22 protein-coding genes are annotated in these 19011 nt (G+C 69.8%); 11 read left to right on the forward strand and 11 right to left on the reverse strand.

All coding sequences use genetic code 11. From position 1 onward, the window contains the following. Window positions 1–3 precede the first annotated feature (3 nt). On the forward strand, window positions 4–699 hold the full coding sequence (locus ACXJJ3_RS07615; protein WP_458169257.1) for a DUF4191 domain-containing protein: 696 nt from the start codon (window positions 4–6) through the stop codon (window positions 697–699). Between the two features lie 113 nt (window positions 700–812). Beyond that, complete coding sequence (locus ACXJJ3_RS07620) at window positions 813–2093, forward strand: class I SAM-dependent methyltransferase (protein ID WP_458169258.1); 1281 nt, start codon at window positions 813–815, stop codon at window positions 2091–2093. Here ACXJJ3_RS07620 and ACXJJ3_RS07625 read toward each other — a convergent pair. Further along, on the reverse strand, window positions 2090–2551 hold the full coding sequence (locus ACXJJ3_RS07625; protein ID WP_458169259.1) for an RDD family protein: 462 nt from the start codon (window positions 2549–2551) through the stop codon (window positions 2090–2092). The two genes, ACXJJ3_RS07620 and ACXJJ3_RS07625, sit on opposite strands and share 4 nt — an antisense overlap. 190 nt (window positions 2552–2741) lie before the next feature. Between ACXJJ3_RS07625 and glnA the strand changes: the two genes are divergently transcribed. Further along, window positions 2742–4166 (forward strand): type I glutamate--ammonia ligase, encoded by a 1425-nt coding sequence (gene glnA, locus ACXJJ3_RS07630; RefSeq protein ID WP_458169260.1) that lies wholly within the window; start codon window positions 2742–2744, stop codon window positions 4164–4166. Window positions 4167–4244: 78 nt separating this feature from the next. Further along, window positions 4245–4772: a DUF2231 domain-containing protein gene (locus tag ACXJJ3_RS07635; protein ID WP_458169261.1), complete on the forward strand. Its 528-nt coding sequence runs from the start codon at window positions 4245–4247 to the stop codon at window positions 4770–4772. A 38-nt stretch (window positions 4773–4810) separates the two neighbouring features. On the opposite strand, the gene ACXJJ3_RS07640 is transcribed toward ACXJJ3_RS07635, so the two are convergent. After that, complete coding sequence (locus ACXJJ3_RS07640; RefSeq protein WP_458169262.1) at window positions 4811–5695, reverse strand: aldo/keto reductase; 885 nt, start codon at window positions 5693–5695, stop codon at window positions 4811–4813. Between the two features lie 88 nt (window positions 5696–5783). On the opposite strand from ACXJJ3_RS07640, the gene ACXJJ3_RS07645 reads away from it, so the two are divergent. Together ACXJJ3_RS07645 and ACXJJ3_RS07650 are read left to right on the forward strand one after the other, a co-directional pair. After that, window positions 5784–6356 carry a TetR/AcrR family transcriptional regulator gene (locus tag ACXJJ3_RS07645; protein ID WP_458169263.1) on the forward strand — a complete coding sequence of 191 codons (573 nt, stop codon included), beginning with the start codon at window positions 5784–5786 and terminating at the stop codon, window positions 6354–6356. Window positions 6357–6441: 85 nt separating this feature from the next. Further along, window positions 6442–7215 (forward strand): SDR family NAD(P)-dependent oxidoreductase, encoded by a 774-nt coding sequence (locus ACXJJ3_RS07650; RefSeq protein ID WP_458169264.1) that lies wholly within the window; start codon window positions 6442–6444, stop codon window positions 7213–7215. Here the strand turns inward: ACXJJ3_RS07650 and ACXJJ3_RS07655 are convergent, their stop codons facing one another. The 3 genes from ACXJJ3_RS07655 to ACXJJ3_RS07665 all read right to left on the reverse strand — a co-directional run bounded on the left by ACXJJ3_RS07655 (window position 7216) and on the right by ACXJJ3_RS07665 (window position 11628). Beyond that, on the reverse strand, window positions 7216–9087 hold the full coding sequence (locus ACXJJ3_RS07655) for a glycoside hydrolase family 76 protein (protein ID WP_458169265.1): 1872 nt from the start codon (window positions 9085–9087) through the stop codon (window positions 7216–7218). A gap of 89 nt (window positions 9088–9176) precedes the next feature. Beyond that, window positions 9177–10127 (reverse strand): aldo/keto reductase, encoded by a 951-nt coding sequence (locus ACXJJ3_RS07660; protein WP_458169266.1) that lies wholly within the window; start codon window positions 10125–10127, stop codon window positions 9177–9179. A 100-nt stretch (window positions 10128–10227) separates the two neighbouring features. After that, window positions 10228–11628: a DUF2252 domain-containing protein gene (locus ACXJJ3_RS07665; RefSeq protein ID WP_458169267.1), complete on the reverse strand. Its 1401-nt coding sequence runs from the start codon at window positions 11626–11628 to the stop codon at window positions 10228–10230. An 87-nt stretch (window positions 11629–11715) separates the two neighbouring features. Here ACXJJ3_RS07665 and ACXJJ3_RS07670 point away from each other — a divergent pair, with 87 nt between their 5' ends. From ACXJJ3_RS07670 to ACXJJ3_RS07690, 5 genes are all read left to right on the forward strand, one after another. Next, window positions 11716–12765 (forward strand): LLM class flavin-dependent oxidoreductase, encoded by a 1050-nt coding sequence (locus ACXJJ3_RS07670; RefSeq protein ID WP_458169268.1) that lies wholly within the window; start codon window positions 11716–11718, stop codon window positions 12763–12765. A 30-nt stretch (window positions 12766–12795) separates the two neighbouring features. Next, complete coding sequence (locus tag ACXJJ3_RS07675) at window positions 12796–13164, forward strand: hypothetical protein (RefSeq protein WP_458169269.1); 369 nt, start codon at window positions 12796–12798, stop codon at window positions 13162–13164. Then, window positions 13161–13583, forward strand: a complete 423-nt coding sequence (locus tag ACXJJ3_RS07680; RefSeq protein WP_458169270.1) for a MarR family winged helix-turn-helix transcriptional regulator — start codon at window positions 13161–13163, stop codon at window positions 13581–13583. The genes ACXJJ3_RS07675 and ACXJJ3_RS07680 overlap by 4 nt, the downstream gene beginning before the upstream one ends. Window positions 13584–13685: 102 nt before the next feature. Continuing rightward, window positions 13686–14543, forward strand: coding sequence for a peptidoglycan recognition protein family protein (locus ACXJJ3_RS07685; RefSeq protein ID WP_458169271.1), 858 nt, complete (start codon window positions 13686–13688; stop codon window positions 14541–14543). A 49-nt stretch (window positions 14544–14592) separates the two neighbouring features. After that, window positions 14593–14898 carry a pyrophosphatase gene (locus ACXJJ3_RS07690; RefSeq protein WP_458169272.1) on the forward strand — a complete coding sequence of 102 codons (306 nt, stop codon included), beginning with the start codon at window positions 14593–14595 and terminating at the stop codon, window positions 14896–14898. Here ACXJJ3_RS07690 and ACXJJ3_RS07695 read toward each other — a convergent pair. From ACXJJ3_RS07695 to ACXJJ3_RS07720, 6 genes are read right to left on the reverse strand one after another with little or no spacing between them, the layout of a single operon-like run. Beyond that, window positions 14886–15443: an HAAS signaling domain-containing protein gene (locus ACXJJ3_RS07695; protein WP_458169273.1), complete on the reverse strand. Its 558-nt coding sequence runs from the start codon at window positions 15441–15443 to the stop codon at window positions 14886–14888. The two genes, ACXJJ3_RS07690 and ACXJJ3_RS07695, sit on opposite strands and share 13 nt — an antisense overlap. Next, window positions 15440–15760, reverse strand: a complete 321-nt coding sequence (locus tag ACXJJ3_RS07700; RefSeq protein ID WP_458169274.1) for a hypothetical protein — start codon at window positions 15758–15760, stop codon at window positions 15440–15442. The genes ACXJJ3_RS07695 and ACXJJ3_RS07700 overlap by 4 nt, the downstream gene beginning before the upstream one ends. Continuing rightward, window positions 15757–16098 carry a PadR family transcriptional regulator gene (locus tag ACXJJ3_RS07705; protein WP_458169275.1) on the reverse strand — a complete coding sequence of 114 codons (342 nt, stop codon included), beginning with the start codon at window positions 16096–16098 and terminating at the stop codon, window positions 15757–15759. Before ACXJJ3_RS07705 ends, ACXJJ3_RS07700 begins: the two co-directional genes overlap by 4 nt. 51 nt (window positions 16099–16149) lie before the next feature. Next, a complete protein-coding gene (locus ACXJJ3_RS07710; RefSeq protein WP_458169276.1) occupies window positions 16150–17688 on the reverse strand; it encodes a DUF6297 family protein in 1539 nt (512 codons plus the stop codon). Further along, complete coding sequence (locus ACXJJ3_RS07715) at window positions 17685–18338, reverse strand: ABC transporter ATP-binding protein (protein WP_458169277.1); 654 nt, start codon at window positions 18336–18338, stop codon at window positions 17685–17687. Before ACXJJ3_RS07715 ends, ACXJJ3_RS07710 begins: the two co-directional genes overlap by 4 nt. Beyond that, window positions 18335–18970, reverse strand: a complete 636-nt coding sequence (locus tag ACXJJ3_RS07720) for an O-methyltransferase (RefSeq protein ID WP_458169278.1) — start codon at window positions 18968–18970, stop codon at window positions 18335–18337. The genes ACXJJ3_RS07715 and ACXJJ3_RS07720 overlap by 4 nt, the downstream gene beginning before the upstream one ends. Window positions 18971–19011 lie beyond the last annotated feature (41 nt).

Here is a 19011-nt window from a genome sequence, read left to right on the forward strand (position 1 = left end):
GAGATGGCCAAGAACGACGCCCCCGCGGAGAAGACCAGCAGGCTCAAGCAGATCCTGCAGGCCTACCAGATGACCAGGAAGTCCGACCCGAAGGTCGGACTGGTGCTCGCCGGGATCTTCCTCGGCATCCTCGCGGTGTTCGTCGTGCTCGCGCTGGTGGTCGGGCCGCTGCTGGTGTGGCTGCCGCTGGGCGTGGCGATCGCGTTCCTGGTCACCACGATCATCTTCGGCCGCAAGGTCGAGAAGGCGGCCTACAGCCAGATCGAGGGCCAGGCCGGTGCGGCCGCGTCCGCGCTGCAGACGCTTCGCCGCGGCTGGAACGTGACGCCCGCGATCGCGGTCACGAAGAACTCCGACATCGTCCACCGCGTCGTCGGCCGGCCGGGCATCGTGCTGGTCGGCGAGGGCCAGGCCAGCCGGGTGAAGAACCTGCTGACCGCCGAGGCGAAGAAGCACAACCGGGTGGCGGGCGGGGCCCCGGTGACGCAGATCATCGCCGGCCAGGGCGAGGGCGAGATCGACATCCGCAAGCTCACCAAGCACGTGATGAAGCTGCCGGCGGTCATGCAGCCGTCCGAGATCACCGATCTGCTGCAGCGGCTCAAGGCGCTCGACGCGGTCCGTCCGCAGGTGCCGATGCCGAAGGGTCCGGTGCCCACCAGCCTGAAGGGCGCCCGCCAGGCCATGCGCGGCCGGTGATCAAACTGTAACCAAGAGGCATGTTCGGCAGTTGAACTGTTCCGACATGCGCCGTGGGGAGGCTGGTTGCCCTTAGAGTGCGACCAGGACGGGATTACAGGGGAACAGACGAGATGACGGACCTCATGCCGGCGGTCCATCAGCCGGAAACCGACACGTGGCCGACGCTGGCCCCGCCGCGGTCCAATCCGGTACGCCGGTACGGCGCGGCGACGGCGATCCGGCTGATCGCCAAGGACCTGCCCGCCACCATCCACCTGGACAGCAACCGGTCGTACGGGTTGGGTGGTCCGGCGATGCGCGTGCACCGTACGGCGGCGTTCCTGGACCGGCTCGGGCAGGACGCCGGGTCCGGTTTCGGCGAGGCGTATCTGGCCGGCGACTGGGATCCTGAGCCGGGCACCGACCTGGCCGACCTGCTGGTGCCGTTCGCGGAGCGGTTCAGCAACGAGGAGACCCGGCACCTGCTGCCGAAGTGGGCGCAGTCGCTGCGCTGGCTGGTCACCCGGTCGCAGCCGGGCGAGCAGGAGAACGACCGGGCCGGCGCCCGGGAGAACATCAGCCGGCACTACGACCTGAGCAACGCGATGTTCTCGGAGTTCCTGGACCCGACGCTGACGTACTCCGCGGCGTACTTCGGTCCGAACGCCGCCGAGGACCTGGCGACGGCGTCGTACGACGAGCTCTCCGCGGCGCAGCTGCGCAAGCTCGACGCGATCCTGGACGCGGCCGGCGTGCAGTCCGGGTCCCGGGTGCTCGACATCGGCTGCGGCTGGGCGAGCCTGGCGATCCGGGCCGCGCAGCGCGGCGCCTGGGTGACCGCGATCACGATCGCCTCCCAGCAGGCGTTGCTCGCGCAGCGCCGGATCGCCGAGGCCGGCGTCGGCGACCGGGTGCAGGTCGCGCTGCGTGACTACCGCGACCAGATCGGCGAGTTCGACGCGGTGCTCAGCGTGGAGATGATCGAGGCGGTCGGCGAGAAGTACTGGCCGGTGTACTTCGACGCGATCGAGCGCCGGCTGGCGCCCGGCGGGGTCGGCGTCGTGCAGGCGATCGTGATGCCGCACGAGCGGATGCTGGCCACCCGGAACACGTTCACCTGGGTGCAGAAGTACATCTTCCCGGGCGGGCTGATCCCGTCGACCAAGGTGATCGAGGAGGTCACCGCGCAGCACACCGGGCTGCGCGCCGAGGTGATCCGGCACCTGGGCGCGGACTACGCGCGGACGCTGCGGATCTGGCGGAACCGGTTCATCGAGCACTGGCCGGCGATCGGCGCACTCGGGTTCGACGACACGTTCCGGCGGATGTGGGAGTTCTACCTCGCGTACTCCGAGGCGGGCTTCCGGACCGGGTACCTCGACGACGTGCAGCTGCTGCTGACCCGGCGCTAACGGCGCAGGACGATCGTCTTGGCGGCGAGGTCGTGGAGGCCGCGGCGCTCGCGGTCGAAGACCACCGCGGGAATGATCAGGCAGATCAGCACGGACCGGATGATGCCGGCGAGCAGTCCGGGCGCACCGTCGTAGGTCTTGCTGTCGCGGACCGGGGCGACCCGGAGGCCGCAGAGCCGGTGGCCGATCGTGCTGCCGACCAGGCCGACGAGGATCGCGGACATCGCGAAGAACGCGGTGGTGTGCATCAGGCTGTAGTTGTTCCCGCCTGCCCACATCGGCCGGCCGGTCAGTACGGACGCGATCAGGCCGGCCAGCAGCCAGTCGATCAGCAGCGCCAGGATCCGGCGTCCCCAGGTCCCGACCGAGCCCGAACCGTCCTCGGGCAGCCCCAGCCGATTGCCCGGGTAACGGAATTCTCCGGAGGGTCCGGTTGCGGGCGTCGCGGATGATGCCATGATGGCTAGCCTACGGACACGCTTCGGGACGGTCCCCCGCGGGCCGCGATATCTCAGGGCGTGACCGGCGTACACCAGTGGGTCAGCGCGGACACGCTGGGCGTAACATCCGCGAAACATCAGGGTCACGACGGAGAAACCGGCAGGCCCTACGTTCGGATGCAATCTCTGAGCCACCCTAGGAGTACGTATGTTTTCCAGCGCGGAGGAGCTGCTCGCCTACGTCAAGGACGAGGGCGTCGAGATCGTCGACATCCGGTTCTGCGACCTGCCAGGCATCATGCAGCACTTCACCGTCCCGGTGTCGTCGTTCGGTCCCGAGGTCTTCGAGGAGGGCCTGGCCTTCGACGGTTCGTCGGTCCGCGGTTTCCAGCAGATCCACGAGTCGGACATGAAGCTGCTGCCGGACCCGACCAGCGCGTTCATCGACGAGTTCCGCACCGCCAAGACGCTGGTCGTGAACTTCTTCGTGCACGACCCGCTGACCGGTGAGGCGTACAGCCGGGACCCGCGCAACATCGCCCGGAAGGCCCAGGAGTACCTGAAGTCGACCGGCATCGCGGACACCGCGTTCTTCGCGCCGGAGGCCGAGTTCTACGTCTTCGACGACGTCCGCTTCGAGACCAAGGCGAACGGCGCGCACTACTCGATCGACTCGGTGGCCGGCGCCTGGAACACCGGTCGCGTCGAGGACGGCGGCAACCGCGGCTACAAGGTCCGCTACAAGGGTGGCTACTTCCCGGTCGCGCCGACCGACCACTTCGGCGAGCTGCGCGACGACATCACGCTGGCCCTGGAGCGGTCCGGCCTGATCGTCGAGCGCGCCCACCACGAGGTCGGCACGGCGGGTCAGGCGGAGATCAACTTCCGCTTCGACGAGTTGCTCAAGGCCGCCGACGACGTGATGAAGTTCAAGTACATCGTCAAGAACAAGGCGTGGGAGGCCGGCAAGACCGCGACCTTCATGCCGAAGCCGATCTTCGGCGACAACGGCTCGGGCATGCACTGCCACCAGTCGCTGTGGAGCAACGGCGAGCCGCTGTTCTACGACGAGTCCGGGTACGGCGGCCTGTCCGACACGGCCCGCTGGTACATCGGCGGCCTGCTCAAGCACGCCCCGTCGCTGCTGGCCTTCACCAACCCGACCGTGAACTCGTACCACCGCCTGGTGCCGGGCTTCGAGGCGCCGGTCAACCTGGTGTACTCGTCGCGGAACCGCTCGGCCTGCATCCGGATCCCGATCACCGGCTCGAACCCGAAGGCCAAGCGCATCGAGTTCCGCTGCCCCGACCCGTCGGCGAACCCGTACCTGGCCTTCGCGGCCCAGCTGCTGGCCGGCCTGGACGGCATCCGCAACAAGATCGAGCCGGCCGACCCGGTCGACAAGGACCTGTACGAGCTGCCGCCGGAGGAGCACGCGGGCATCGCCCAGGTCCCGACCTCGCTGCCGGCCGTGATCGACGCCCTCGAGGCCGACCACGAGTTCCTGCTCGAGGGCGACGTGTTCACGTCCGACCTGATCGAGACCTGGATCGACCTCAAGCGCGAAACCGAAATCGCCCCGATCCAGCTCCGCCCGCACCCGCACGAGTTCGAGCTGTACTACGACGTGTGATCCCACCGGAACGGCGGTCGACCAGTGCGCTGGTCGGCCGCCGTTTCGCTGTTCCGGGGGCGGGGCTATCGTGAAAGCGTGGCGTCGACGTCCTTGCCGCAACGTGTGATCCGCGCGGTCGGCGAAAGCCCGCTGGCCGAGCGGGTGGCGCGCGTCCAGGAGCTGGCGTACGGGCCGTTGATCGACCGGGCGCGGCGCAGCTTTCTGCATACCGACGTACTCGGTCATTCGGTGCATCCGTCGTTGACGGACGTGACCACCGGGTGCTGGCTCGGTACGACGCTTCTCGACCTCGCGGGTGGGGAGCAGTCTCGGCGCGGGGCGTCGTTGCTGGCCGGGTGCGGGCTGGTGGCGGCCGCGCCGACGGCACTCGCGGGGGCCGCCGACTGGGCCGAGCTGTCCGGGGCCGAACGCAGGATCGGCGCGGTCCATGCGCTCGGGGCGGATACGGCGACCTTCCTCTTCGTCGGCTCGCTCGTCGCCCGGCTGGCCGGCGACCACCGGCTCGGTATCAAGCTCGCCGCGGCCGGAAACCTGGTGATGGCAACCGCCGGCTTCCTCGGCGGCCATCTCGCGCTGCACCGCGGAACCGCCCGCCGGGACTAGAGCGCCTGCACCCGCACGCCTGCACTCACACGGCTGGGCTAGGACGGCTGGGCTGCGAGGTTGTCGAGTTCGGCGAGGGACTCGGCGGCGAGGTGGACGTTGGCGACGGCCAGGTTCTCCTCCAGGTGGGGGACGCTGCGGGTGCCGGGAATTAGCGCCGTGTGGTTGTCGTGGGCAAGGATCCAGGCGAGGCAGACGGCGGCCGGGGTGGTGTCGAGTTGCTCGGCGAGCCGGCGTACGACGGGGTTGTCGGTCGGGGACGGGATCTGGTCGAAGGCCGAGCCGAGGGGGAAGTACGGGACCCAGGCGATGCCGTTTTCGGCACAGACTTCCAGTTGCGGCTCGGACGAGCGGTCGAGCACGCTGTAGGCGTTCTGGACACAGACGATGCCGGCCGGCAGCGCCTGCCGCAGTTGGGCGGTGCTGACGTTGCTCAGGCCGATGCCGCCGATCAGGCCCTCGTCGCGGAGGGCGATCAGCTCGGCGAGTTGGTCGTCGATCGGGACGATCTGGTCGCCCTCGGCGATCAGGCCGGGGCCTTGGTCGGCGCGGCGCAGGTTGACGACCGGGACCTGGTCGAGGCCGAGCGAGGTGAGGTCGAGGTGGACCTGCGCGCGGAGGTCCACCGGTCGCTGCGCGAGGGCGAGCGGGACCGGGGCGTCGACACGGCGGGCGCCGACCTTGCTCACGATCACCAGGTTGTCCGGGTACGGGTGCAGGGCGGCCCGGATGTGCGCGTTCACCGTGGCGTGCCCGTAGAACGAGGCCGTGTCGACGTGGTCGACCCCGAGCTCGACGGCACGGCGCAGTACGGCGCTCGCCGCGGCGGTGTCCACGTGCTCGAGTTGCATCGCGCCGTACCCGATCCGGGCGATCTCGTGCTGCCCGAGCTTGACGGTTCCGCCTGGTCGTTCGGATGTCATCAGCTGGTGTCCTCAGGTAGAGTCATGGCTGGAAGTGGAGATTTCTCCACTTTCTCGACGATAGCACCAACTGGAGGATTCTCCACTTATGCGGGCGGACGCGGCGCGGAAACGCGAGCAGGTCGTGGCGGCGGCGGTCGACGAATTGGCCGACCTCGCAATCGCGGCACGCAACGGCGAGCCGGCCAACCTCTCGCTCGACCGGGTCGCGACGCGGGCGCGGGTCGGCGTGGCCACGCTGTACCGGCACTTCCCGACCCGGGAGGCGCTGCTCAGCGCGGTCTACCACCAGGAGCTGACCCGCCTGTGCGACGCTGCGCCCGCGATGGCGGCCGAGGGTGCCGCCGACGAGGCGCTGCTCACCTGGATGCGCCGGTACGCCGCGTTCGTCGACTCCAAGCGGGCGATGGGCGACAGCCTCCGCGCGATGGTTGCCTCCGGCGCCGTCACGCAGGCGGACACCCGGCGCCGCCTCGAGACCGCCGTCGCGCACTTCCTGGACGCGGGCGCGACCGCCGGCACGCTGCGGACCGATGTACCGGCGGGTGATGTGGTCGCGGCGATGGCCGGATCGGTGATCGCGGCCGACCCGGAGCAGCAGCCCGAGCAGAGCCTCCGGCTGCTCGAACTGCTCGTCACCGGCCTGCGTCCCTGGTCCTGACACTCCCAGGAACACCGGGACCTTCCCCGGCGCCCGGCAATCGCGGATCCTCGAAGGAGTGGACGATCGAAGGGAAAACGTTGCTGTGAGCAAGCTCGCACTGGTCACCGGCGCCACCTCGGGGATCGGCAGAGCCTTCGCCGAACGGCTGGCGTCCGACGGCTACGACCTGATCGCCATCGGCCGCGACACCGACCGGCTCGGCCAGCTCGTCCGGGCGCACCCCGGCGTACGCATCCAGCCACTCGCGGCGGACCTCTCGACGCGGGCGGGGATCGACACGGTCGCCGACGCCGCGGCCGCCGAGCCGGTCGACCTGCTCGTCAACAATGCGGGCGTCGCGCACTACATGCCGCTCGCGGACCTTCCGGCCGACAAGGCGGCGGAACTGGTCTCGGTCAAGGTACTCGCGCCCACGTTGCTGACCCGGGCCGTGGTCGGCGGGATGCAGGCGCGCGGCCACGGCGCGATCGTCAACGTCGGCGGGATGATCGCGTTCAGCGGACCGGCGCCGAGCTCGGTGATGCCGCGCCGGGCCGTGTACGCCGCCGCCCTCGCGAACCTGCTCGCGTTCTCGCAGACACTCAGCGCCGAGCTGGAAGGGACCGGGGTGAAGGTGCAGGCGCTGCTCCCCGGCGTGGTCGCCACCGAGTTCCACACCCGGCAGGGAATGGACCCCAGCGCGATCCCGCGGATGAGCGCCGAGGACGTCGTCACCGCCAGCCTGCGCGGGCTGGAGCTCGGCGAGGTGGTGACGGCTCCAGGAGTCGAGGATCCGAGTCTCCTGGAGACCGTCTTCACCGCGGACCTGGCCGCGTTCGGCGGCCAGAGTCCTGAGCTGGCGAGCCGCTACCGCTGATCAGTTGTACGTCGCGGTGACGTGGTAGACGCGGCCGCCCCAGCCGTCGTCCGGGAACGAGTCGGAGATCCGGACGTAGCCGGCCTTTCCGGTGCCGAGGTAGGGCGTGAGGTCGAAGGTGCGGACGGCCTTGTTCTGGCCGTCGTGGTACGGGGTCGTCTCGGTGGCGACCGTTGTCCAGTTCTTTCCGTCGCCGCTGAGCTGGACCTCGAACTCGTTGTCGATTGTCAACAATACTGATGCAGACGATGCCTCGGCCGGGAACGGGAAGCGGTAGACGAAGTACGAGTGCCCGTCCGCGAACCGGTTCTGGACGCCGTTGCTCTGCGACCCGTCGGCGTCGTACAGCCACGGGGTCTCGTCGGAGGTGCCGGTGTCGAAGTCGGCCTTGTGCGCGATCAGGATGTCCGAGCGGGTGCTGTACGACAGCTGCGGGCCGGACGTCACGGTCGCGGTCACCGAGTGCACGCCGTCTGGCGTACCGGCCGGAACCGTCACGTCGAGCTGCACCGATTCGTGCACGGGTACGGCGTTGCCGCGGGTCTTCAGCGTCACCGTCGAGCGCGCCGGGGTCACGGTCCAGCCCGCGGGCGCGGCCGCCTGGACGTTGGCGGTGATCCGGTCACCGACCGGACCGGTGGCCTGGACGTCGACCGTGACCTTCAGGTGGGTGGCTGTCGATGGCATCACGACCGGCAGGGCCGGGTCTGTTGTCGCGGACAACGATCGGACCGGCGGCGTGGCCGGTACGGCGGCGAGCAGTGCGCTCAGGGCGCTGGCCTGGGTCCGCCAGTCGAAGACGTTCGGGGTCGCGCCGGACCACCGCTCCCCCAGCCGGTCGGACGCGTCGCGGTCGTTGTCCCAGACGGTGGCGGCCTGCTGGGCGACGAAGTCCGTGTAGCGCCGGTCGTGCGTGGTGTCGGCGAGGTCGGTCCAGTACCGCATGAAGATGCCCTTGAACTGCTTGCCGTTGTCGTCGCACGTCCGGCCCGGCGCGTCGCAGTACTCGGTCAGCACGCCGTCGGTGACGAGTCCGCCCGGGGCGATCGCGGCGTCGGCGAGGCGGCGTACGGTCGTCAGCAGCCCGGGGTTGCGGGTCGCGCGCCACAGTTCGAGACCGGCGCCGATCGCGAGGCCCTGGTTGTAGCTCCAGACCGTGTCGCCGTTGCTCTGGCAGTTGTCCTTGAGTCCGTCGTTCACCAGGCCGGCGGAGTTGATCATGCCGCTGTTCGTGAACCAGTTCCAGCCTTCCTGCGCGCGGCCGAGCCAGCGGGTGTCATGCGGCATCCGGTTGTGCAGCTCGGCGGTCAGGCGGATCCAGAGACCGTTGGTGACGGCGTTCTTGTACGTGCGTTCGCCGTTCCACCAGACGCCGCCGCCGCAGGAGCTCGGGTCCCAGTAGCCCTCGACGTACTCCGCGATCTTCACCGCCATGTCGAGGTACTTCGGGTTCTTGGTCAGGTCGTACGCCTGGACCCAGGTGAGGCCCCACCACTCGGAGTCGTCGATCGCGCGGCTGGTGAAGTTGCCGAGCAGCTCGTCGCCGGACAGGTAGCCGGCCGGGAACTTGCCCTTGTCCTTCTCGAACGTGTTGTCCAGCTGCGACAGGTACCGGCGGTCGCCGGTGCGGTGCATGTAGTCGCCGATGGTCTGCAAGGCGACGGCCGAGTTCCACCAGCTCGACGGGAACCAGGCCTTGTTCGGTTCGTAGGAACTCATCAGCTGGTCGGCGGCCACGCGGGCACGGGCGACCGCGGTCGGGCCGGACGCGGCCTGGTCGGGGCTCGCGCCGGCCGGCGGTGCCACCAGCCCGAGGGCCAGCGTCACCGCCCCGGCGACGAGCAGGCGGAAGGTACGACGACGGACGGGCATGGGCGGATCTCCTCGAGCTTGGAAACGTTTCACCGAGCTTCGAGGAAGTATCGTCGTCGCGGCAGACAACGATGTCAATGGGTCGTGCCCTACTGCAGAATGTCAACAATCTGACGAAGCTGGGCCGCCGCCAGCGGGCCGTGCCGCAACGCGCCCGCGTTCTCCTCCACCTGGGCGACCGTCTTGAACCCCGGGATCGGGACGAACGCCTCGCTCCGCGCCCACAGCCACGCCAGCGCACCCTGCGCAAGCGTCCGCCCGTCCGAGGTCAGTACGTCACGGATCGCCTCGAGCCGGCGCAGCGACTCAGCCTGGTCGCCGGTCCGGAAGTCCCACCCGTGCCGTACGTCGTCCGCGGGCAGGGTGCTGTCCGCGGAGAACTTCCCGGTCAGCAGCCCCATCCCGAGCGGACCCCGGACGATGCTCGCCAGCCCGCGCTCCTCGCACAGCGCGAGCACGTCCGCGTTGCCGCCGAACACGTTGAAGTGCTGCTGGATCGCCTTGCAGTGCGGGCTTTTCGCGAACACCGCCGCCCGCTCCGGGTCGTCCGTACTCCACCCGATCGCCCGAACCTTGCCCGCGGCAACCAGCTCCTCGAACACCGCGAGTATCTCGTCCGCCTTCGCCAGATCGTACCCGCCGAGGTGGAACTGGTACAGGTCGATCCGGTCCGTGTTCAGCCGCCGCAACGACTCGTCACACGCCCACCGCAGGTACGCCGGATCCCCGTTCTCCCCCGGCGCCTCGCGCGTCTCCTCGACGTACGTGTAGCCCGCCTTCGACGCGATCACCACCTCGTCCCGCACGTCGCCCAGCGCCTGCGCGATCAGCTTCTCGCTGTGCCCGCACCCGTAGACGTCGGCGGTGTCGAAGAACGTCACCCCCAGCTCGTACGCCCGCCGCAACGCCCGCACCGACTCCCCGTCGTCGATGACACCCCACCCCACCGGACTCCCCTGCCGGGCATGCGGCCCCCCGATCGCCCAGCACCCCATCCCGAGCCCGCTGACCTCCACCGCACCGATCGACCGCCGCACCATCGGAACCTCCAGAACGGGAACGTTTCCAGCATCGTGCGCGCACCCCCACCCCGGAGTCCAACAACCATTCCTGCTGACGCCGACAACTCCCACTCATGAGTCATACCCCGGTCTGGGCCTCGACTCGGCCGGAGTGGACGGCTTCGGTGAAGGCTTGGTGGTCGGCGTGATTGAGGTCGGCGTACGTCGTGGCGAAGGTGGTGATTGCCTCGTCGAAGCGAGTGGACTTGCCGAGGTAGGCGGCGAGGGCGAAGCGGTCGCCGGTGCGGGCGTGGGCTCGGGCGAGGGTCCAGCCGCACATCCGGGCATAGAGGGCCATGGCCGCGGGCGTAAGGGTTTCGATGTCGGCGGAGAGTTTCCAGTCGCGGAGCTGGCGGACGTAGTAGTCCTGTTCGCCGTCGGCGGCATCTGCCCGGAGCCAGCCGAGGAAGATGTCGCTGGCGGCCTGCATCAGGCGTTGGCCGACGACGACCCGTTCGCCTTGGTTCGGCTGCGCCGCCGGGCCGGCGTACGCCGACAGGACCGACGGGCCGGCCTGTTTCGCCTGCAGGAGCAGGGCTTCGTCCGCGTTCGTCGACTCCAGGAGCATGATCCACGCGCGGGTGCCGACGCTGCCGACACCGACGACCTTGTGCGCCACGTCGGTCAGCCGGTAGTTGTCGATCAGGTGCCGGCGGTCCTGCTGCAACGTGCCGCGGTACCCCTCCATGAGGTTCTGCAGCTGCCCGAGCACGACGTCACCGTCGATGTCGGCGAGCTGGTCCATGGGAACGACCAACGGCGGGTTCGACACGATCCGGCGGTGGTCGCCGTCCGCGGCGGTGAGCTTGCCGATCGCCTGCATGCTGTTCCGCGTGTACGCCTTCGCCAGGATCCCCTCCGCGGTCTTCAGCTCCTTGCGCTTCCGCTTCCCCGTGCTGAGCGTCGCCTTGTACTGCTCGACGAGGTCCTCGATGTCGAGCCGTGCGTACCAGACCGCAAGGATCGGCTGCCCGGCGAACGCGCGCAGCGCCTCCCGGTAGTGCCGCACGACCGACTCGACGACCGTACGGCACTGCTTCGCGCTGAACCCGTTGTCGCGCCCCGCCACCACGAAGCTCGCCGCCAGCCGCTTCACGTCCCACTCGAACGGCCCCGGCAGCGTCTCGTCGAAATCGTTGATGTCGAACACCAGCCGCCGGTCCGGTGACGCGTACGCACCGAAGTTCGACAGGTGCGCGTCCCCGCACAGCTGGACGTCGAGACCGGTCGGCGTCGTCTCCGCGAGGTCGGCCGCCATCACCAGCGCTGCCCCACGGTAGAACGTGAACGGCGAGACCAGCATCCGCCCGTGCCGGATCGGGACCAGTGCGGGCACCCGCCCGTCGGCCTGGGTGAGCAGCAACCCGACCGGATCCCGGGTCGCGCTCAGTCGCACCTCGGCGTGCGCGTCCAGCGGGACCTTCTGACGGGCAGCCTTGCCCCGCGCCGCCCGCTCCTCCGCCGTCAGCCGCTCGTCCATGACCTCAGCGTGCCACGAGATCCCGGCGTCGACCACGACCCGAGACACGTCAAAGTAAACCAATCAAATAGACTTACTCTGCTGACCATGACCTTCCTCTGGTACCTCCCGAACCAGGTCGACCCCGGGCACCGCGGGGACGACACCGTCCAGGGACACAACAGCATCGAGCGGCTGACCGAGCTCGCCCGCCTGACCGAGGACCACGGCTGGGCCGGCGCCCTGATCGGCACCGGCTGGGGCCGGCCGGACACCCTCACGGTCGCGACCGCGCTGGCCGCCCGGACGACGACGTTCCAGCCGCTCGCCGCGATCCGCCCCGGGTACTGGCATCCCGCGCACTTCGCGTCCGCCGCGAGCACGCTCGACCAGCTCACCGGCGGGCGGCTGCTGATCAACATCGTCTCCGGCCAGGACAACCTCACCGCGTACGGCGACAGCGAGGGCGACCAGCCGCAGCGGTACGCCCGGACGAAGGAGTTTCTCCAACTGGTACGGCGATTGTGGACCGAGCAGGACGTGACGTACGACGGCGAGTACTTCTCGGTCCGCGGCTCCACCGTCGCGACGCGGCCCGTCGTACGGGAACGGCGTCCACACCCCACGCTGTACTTCGGTGGCGCCTCCGACGCGGCGCAGCGGGTCGCCGCGACCGACGCCGACGTCCAGCTCTTCTGGGGCGAACCGCTGGACGGCGTCGCGGCCCGGATCGCGAGGCTCCGCGAACTGGAGCACGAACTCGGCCGCGAGCACCCACCACTCGAGTTCGGCCTGCGCATCACCACGCTCGTCCGCGACACCACCGAGGAAGCCTGGACCGACGTCGAGGCCAAGGTCGCGAAGATGGCGGACACCCCCGGCCACCGCGACCCGCTCCGTGTGAAGGCCGTCGGCCAGCAACGCCTCCTCGAACTCGCCGAACGCGGCGACGTCCTCGACGACAACCTCTACACCGCCCCCGGCAAATACGGCGGCGGCGGCGCCGGCACCACCTGGCTGGTCGGCTCCCCCGACGACGTCGCCAAGTCCCTCCGCCGCTACCGCGACCTCGGCATCACCCACTTCATCCTCTCCGACACCCCGTACCGCGAGGAGACCGTACGCATCGGCGATCAACTGCTCCCCCTGCTCAGCTGAGATCTATGCGAATCGCATACAATCACCGCCATGGACCTCGAAGGAGCAATCAATCGCTGGCACCACGGCGTGAACGAGCGGCAGTCCGTCGCCGCCGTGGTGAGTGACCCGGTCGTGGTGCTCGGCCCCAAGGGCGCCGGACCGATCACGCCGAACGGGTTCGCGGACTGGGTGGAGCGGTCCGGGATCACGCTCGTACCGCGCTCGTGGCACCCGGTCAGCGAACGGCTGATGGTCGTCGAGCAGGACGCGACCTGGCCGGACAGTCCACGGCCGACGCGGGTGGCGACGGTCTTCCGGGTCACCGGCGGCAAGGTGTCGGCCGCGCTGCGGCTGCCGGATCTCCGCCAGGCCTTGGAGTTGGCGTACATCTGCCGCGAACTGGCCGCCACCGAATGAGCGCCGGCCCCGGGCAGGTGCTGTTCGAGTTCGTGCGCCACTGGTCGCGACGTACCGCACCCGACGTCGCCGAGCAGGGGCGGCTCGTGCTGGTGGTCGAGTCCGTGTACGCCGTGAGCGGCCGCCGGGCCGCGACCGTCAACGCGGTCGCGCACGAGATCGGGATCGACCAGAGCGGCGCGTCCCGGATGGTGAAGGAAGCGGCCGCCGCCGGCTATCTCGAACTGAGGTCCGCGGACGGCGACGCGCGCCGCCGCGAGGTCAGCGTGACCGACGCCGGAGCCGAACTGCTCGAACAGGCGCATGCCTGGCAGGAGCAGGTGTTCGCGCAACTCACGACAGGCTGGACCGAACGTCGGCGTGTTCAGTTCCGCCGGGACATGCTGAACCTCCTGGAGCGGTCGCACCCCTCGGACTGATTGGATGGGGTCACCGCTTGACCCCGCATGCCGTGTGTGATCGGTTGGTTACCGAGCGCCAGCAGTGGGTATGTGGCGCTGTGAGGCATGTGAGGAGCACTGATGGTCAACTATCTGCCCCGGTCCGCGTGGAACGCGCGGCCGCCGAACGCCGGGCCGGGGAACCTGGTCGCGTCGCATGTCGACGGCGCGGTCATCCACTGGCCGGGGACCGGCTCGACGAAGGTCATCCACACGCAGGCCGCGGTCGCGTCCGCGTTGCGTGGCTGGCAGGACTACCACATGGACACCCGCGGCTGGTCGGACATCGCGTACCAGATCGCGGTCGACCAGGAAGGCCGGGCCTGGACGCTGCGCGGGATGCGTACCAAGTCCGGCGCGAACGGCGACGCCGAGGTCAACGACAAGTACGGCGCGATCCTGCTGGTGCTGGTCACCGGCGAGCAGCCGTCCGCGGCGATGAAGGCGACCACCCGCGCGGTGATCGCCGACTTCCGCAAGCTCTACCCCCGCGGTACGGCGATCCGGCCGCACTCCGCGGTCCGCCCGGAGCCCACCGACTGCCCCGGCGACCCCGCCCGCGCCGCGATCGCCCGCGGCGACTTCACCCCAGGCCACCCCGGCAACTCGGAGGACGACATGACCCCGGCCCAGATGCAGGAACTCAAGAACTTCATCGAGGCCCGGACGCAGGCGTACGCGCTCTGGGTGCACAAGCAGCTCCGGCGCGACCTGACCGCGGTGGCGAAGGCGTACGCGCTCGACATCAAGAACTACGAGCGGCAGACCGACGCCGCGGACGCCGCCCGCGCGGCCGCCGCGGTCTGGGCCACCGCCCCGAAGAACCTCGCGGCCGACGCGCCGCCCCAGCAGGAGCCCCAGGTTCCGGACCCGAACACCGACGCGACGGTCGCGGACCAGGCGCTCGACCCGTTCCCGCCCGTCGACGAAGCCAAGTAACGAACCAGGCCCCACCGGCACTGTCGGTGGGGCCTGCTTTGCTGTCCGGGTGGATCTCAAGCACCTGCAGGACCGGCTGGAGAAGATCTCGGTCGGCTACGGCGAGCACCTCGGCTTCGAGCGCGACCCCGACTGGTTCCTGCTCAAACTCCAGGAGGAGGTCGGCGAGCTCACCCAGGCCTACCTCCAGCACACCGGCCGGGCCCGCGCGAAGGGCGCGACCGCGGAGCAGATCCGCGACAGCTTCCACCAGGAGTTCGCCGACGTACTGTGCCAGCTGCTCCTGTTCGCGAAGCAGCACGACGTCGACCTCCCGACCGAGATCGAGAACAAGTGGCTGGTCTACGAGGCCTGACGGGAGCGGCCCGGGCCGGCGTTCCTGATCAGCAGGACCAGGACGGCCAGCTGCGCCACCGCCAGCAGGATCACCAGCGGAATGCCCAGCCAGAGCGGCATCGTGAAGCCGAGCGGGACCATCGCGACGAAGTACACCAAGGCGAGGCCGAACGGCCAGACGAACGTTCCGGTCCACTTCTCGGCCCGGGTCCAGCGGTCCGAGGTCCACAGCAGCAAGACCCCGACGAACCAGCCGACCAGCAGCATGAACCCGCCGAGCTCCAGCAGCGTCACCGCCAGCACCTCCCGGCCGCGGAACCGCGGTGCGTACCGGTCGACCAGCACCAGCCCGTCGGTCGACGCCGCGACGAGTTCGTCCGGATCACCCAGCCGCTGCAGCATCCGCCGTACGTCGTCCTCCGACGTCGCGCCGGCCGCTCGGGCCTCGGCGATGTGTGACGTCACATCCGCCACCAACTCGGTACGCCGGGACTCGGGCAGCGGCTCGGCCGCCTTGGTCAGGTACTTCAGGTACGCATCGACCAACCGGTCGGCACCGTTCATACCCGGGCTTCCTTGATCAGTGCGAGGTAGATCGCTACCTCGATCAGGCCACCCACCACCAGGCTCAGCCAGATCGGCGGCTGGGTGAACTCCATGGCGAGCATCGTGGCATAGCCCAGCGGCCACGCGGCGGTGCCGAGGATCTTCCAGACCGTGGTCCAGCGGTTCGAGGTCCACAGCAGCCAGACGCCGACGAGCCAGCCGATCACCAGCAGGAACGGCCCGAAGAACAGCAACCCGACAGTGATCCAGTCACGCGTCCGCAGCCGCGGCTCGGACCCCTGGAGCGCCGCGCCGTTCGTCATTTCCATATTCATCCCCGTCTCCCACTCTGCAAGATCTTGTCGACCGACGCGCAGAACCGCTGCCAGTCCGCGGTGAACTCGGCCAGTGCCCGGCTGCCCTCTGATGTCGAGGTGTAGTAGCGCCGCGGTGGCCCGGATTCGGACTCCTGCCAGCTCGTCTCCACCAGACCCTCGCGCCGCAGTCGCGCGAGGAGTGGGTAGATCGTGCCTTCGGTGGTGACCAGTCCGTCGACCTCACCGAGCGCTTTGACCAACTCGAAACCGTAACGGGGCTCTCCCTGCAACAGCGCGAGCACGCAGTACTCGAGCGTGCCGCGGCGCAGCTGGGTGAAGACCTTCTCCGCTACCATGCGACACAAGGTACCTGTCCGCACCAAGATCCTGCAACCACCTCTGACCTGTCAGGCAGTCTTCGGGCGGACGCTGAACATCAGCATCAGCACGATCGCCGGAATCACCGTCATCCAGAGCTGCGGGAGGTTGAGCAGCACCGGCGCCAGGCAGACCACCAGCAGGTCGAACCCGCGGGCCGGCTGCGAGAACAGCCCGGGCGGGATCGCCCCCATCGGCGACGTGACCAGCGGACCGGCGTACGACGGCGGGCGGGCGGAGGCCTGCCGGACGGTCCCGGAGATGATGCCCGCGGCAACGGCGAAGGTCGCCGCCGCGCTGCCGATCGCCGGGTACACGCAGGCCGCCCAGACGACCGTGACCGCCGCCGGAACGACTGCCATCACGATCCGCAGGTCGCGCAGGTCCCAGCCGAGCGCCCGCACCAGGCCGGTCGAACGGCACGCCGTCCGAAGACCGTCGAGCAGCGGCCGCACGGCGATGAACCCGGCGACGGCGGCCGCGATCGGAACGAGGACGTGGAACCCGGCGCCGTGCACGGCGTACGGCACCACGAGCAGGGCGAACGCGACCGCGAGCCGCCGCGGCCAGCGGAGGATCCGCCGGAACTCGCGCTGCACGATCGCGGCCCCGTTCGCGCCCCGGCCGCGGTGCGAACGGACCCGGCCCTTCAACCGCCAGTGCCGCCCGGCGATCACGTCGCCGAGCATGCTGATGTCGAGGCTGCTCGCGGCGCCGGCCAGTCCGGCCAGGAGTTCACCGCCCGCGATCACGCTGATCCGCCCGAGCCGGTCCAGCGTCCGGGACATGAACAGCGCCAACGCCAGGCACACCACCACAGCCGCGGCCGACAGCAGCAGGAACGCACCGCTCTGATCGTCGGAGATCGCCGGGTCGGAGAAGGACAGGACCACATTGGCCGTCTGGACGTTCGCAGGTCCGGGACGCAACGCAAGCACCAGCGTCGGCACGATCGCGACCAGCAACAGCACGTCCGCGACCCGCAGCGTCCACCAGGTACGCCGTACGGTCTGCTGCGACCACACCGTCGCCACGGCCGCGCATACGAGGACCGCTCCGATCAGCAACGCCGCCTCGAAGACGTCCAGCACCGGGGCGCCGAGCAGCGCCCAGATCAGCGCGCCGACGATCACGCCCACGATCGCGACGGTCCCGATCACCAGCCGGTACGCCGGACGGAGCAAGGCGGCCCGGTTGACCGGGGTGGCGAGCAGCCAGAAGCCGGTCGCGCGGGACGCCGACACCGGGCCGACCGCGAGCAGCACCCGGAGGGTGGTTGCCAGCAGCAACGGAAGGACGATCCACGGGATCCAGGAGGTGACCTGGCCGCAGGTCCACGACCGGCAGCTGGCCGCGTTCGAGTTCAGGTGCCGGACGACGTTGCCGGCCGTCGCGCCGACCATCGCCAGCGTGAACACGACCAGGTAGACGTCCTCGAAGATCTCCCAGAACGACCGGTCCGCGTGCTTGCGCCGGGTGGTCCGCATCCACTGCCGCAGCGACCGCGACGACGGGATCGCCCCGAAGTCCGCCGGGTCGAACTGGATCGGTTCGTCCGCCGTGCTCATGGGAGCGGGGTGAGCGTGACGATGGAGTCCGCGACCGTGTCGACCAGGCTGGGGTCGTGGCTGGCGAACAGGATCGCCGTACCGGACTTCTTCTCCTGGACGAGCCGGTCGGACAGCCACTGCACGCCGCCGGTGTCGAGCCGGGCCTCGGGTTCGTCGAGCACCATCAGCTTGCGCGGGCGGACCAACGCGGTCGCCAGCGCGAGCCGGCGGCGCTGGCCCGACGACAGCGACCCGGGCAGCTGGTCGGCGGCGGGCAGCAGCCCGATGTCGTCCAGGATCGTGTCGACCAGGTCCTCCGGCTCGGCGTTGCCGTGCGCGCGGGCGAGCAGGTCGAGGTGCTCGGCCGCGGTCAGGTCCGGGAAGAAGTCGAGGTCGTCGAGCAGCGTGGCGACGTCCCGCCGGACCGCCTCGGCGCGTTCGTCGATCGGCTGCCCGTCGAGCAGGATCTTCCCGGCCGCGGGCGCCGCCGCGCCGACGATGCACTTGAGCACAGTCGTCTTGCCGGCGCCGTTCGGCCCGACCAGCGCGATCGCGTGCCCCGCCGCGAGGGTGAAGTTCAGCCCCTCGATCACCGGCCGGTCGCCGTACTTGTGCTGCAGCCCCTGCACCGTGAGCCTAGGGAGCCGCGGCGCCGCCTTCTTGCTCACTTCTTGCGGACCAGGGTCAGCCCGTCGCCGATGCCGAGCATGACGACGTCGACCCGGTCATCAGCGGCGATGTACGCGTTGAACTCCTTGCGGTCGGCCGGGCCGTCGGCGTCGAGCACCCGTCCGCCGGCCAGCGTGTTGTCGAACAGCAGCAACCCGTTCGGCCGGATCAGCGGCAGCACGGTCTCGAAGTACTTGATGTACCAGTCCTTGTCGGCGTCGACGAACGCCAGGTCGAACGTACCGTCCAGCTTCGCCGCCGACTCGTGGGCGTCGCCGATCCGCAGGTCGATCTTGCCCGCGACCCCGGCGCGCTCCCAGTACTTGCGGCCGATCGACGTCCACTCGTCGCTCACGTCCAGGCAGATCAGCCGGCCGTCGTCGGGCAGCCCGCGGGAGATCGCCAGCGCCGAGAACCCGGTGAAGGTCCCGATCTCGACCGCCCGGCGGGCCCCGATCAGCCGGGTCAGGGTGGTCAGCAGGGCGGCCTGGTCCGCGGTGGTCAGCATGCCCGCCGGGCTGCCGAGCTTCTCGGTCTCGGCGCGCAGCTCGGTCGCGATCTCGTCCAGCGGCATCCCGTGGGCGAGCATGTAGTCGTGCAGTTCCTCGGTCACCGGCACCTGATGGCCCATGGGAGTTCCGCCCTCCGTGTATTAAGTCGTCGCCTTGTAGT

It is taken from the genome of Kribbella sp. WER1 (genome assembly GCF_054189145.1).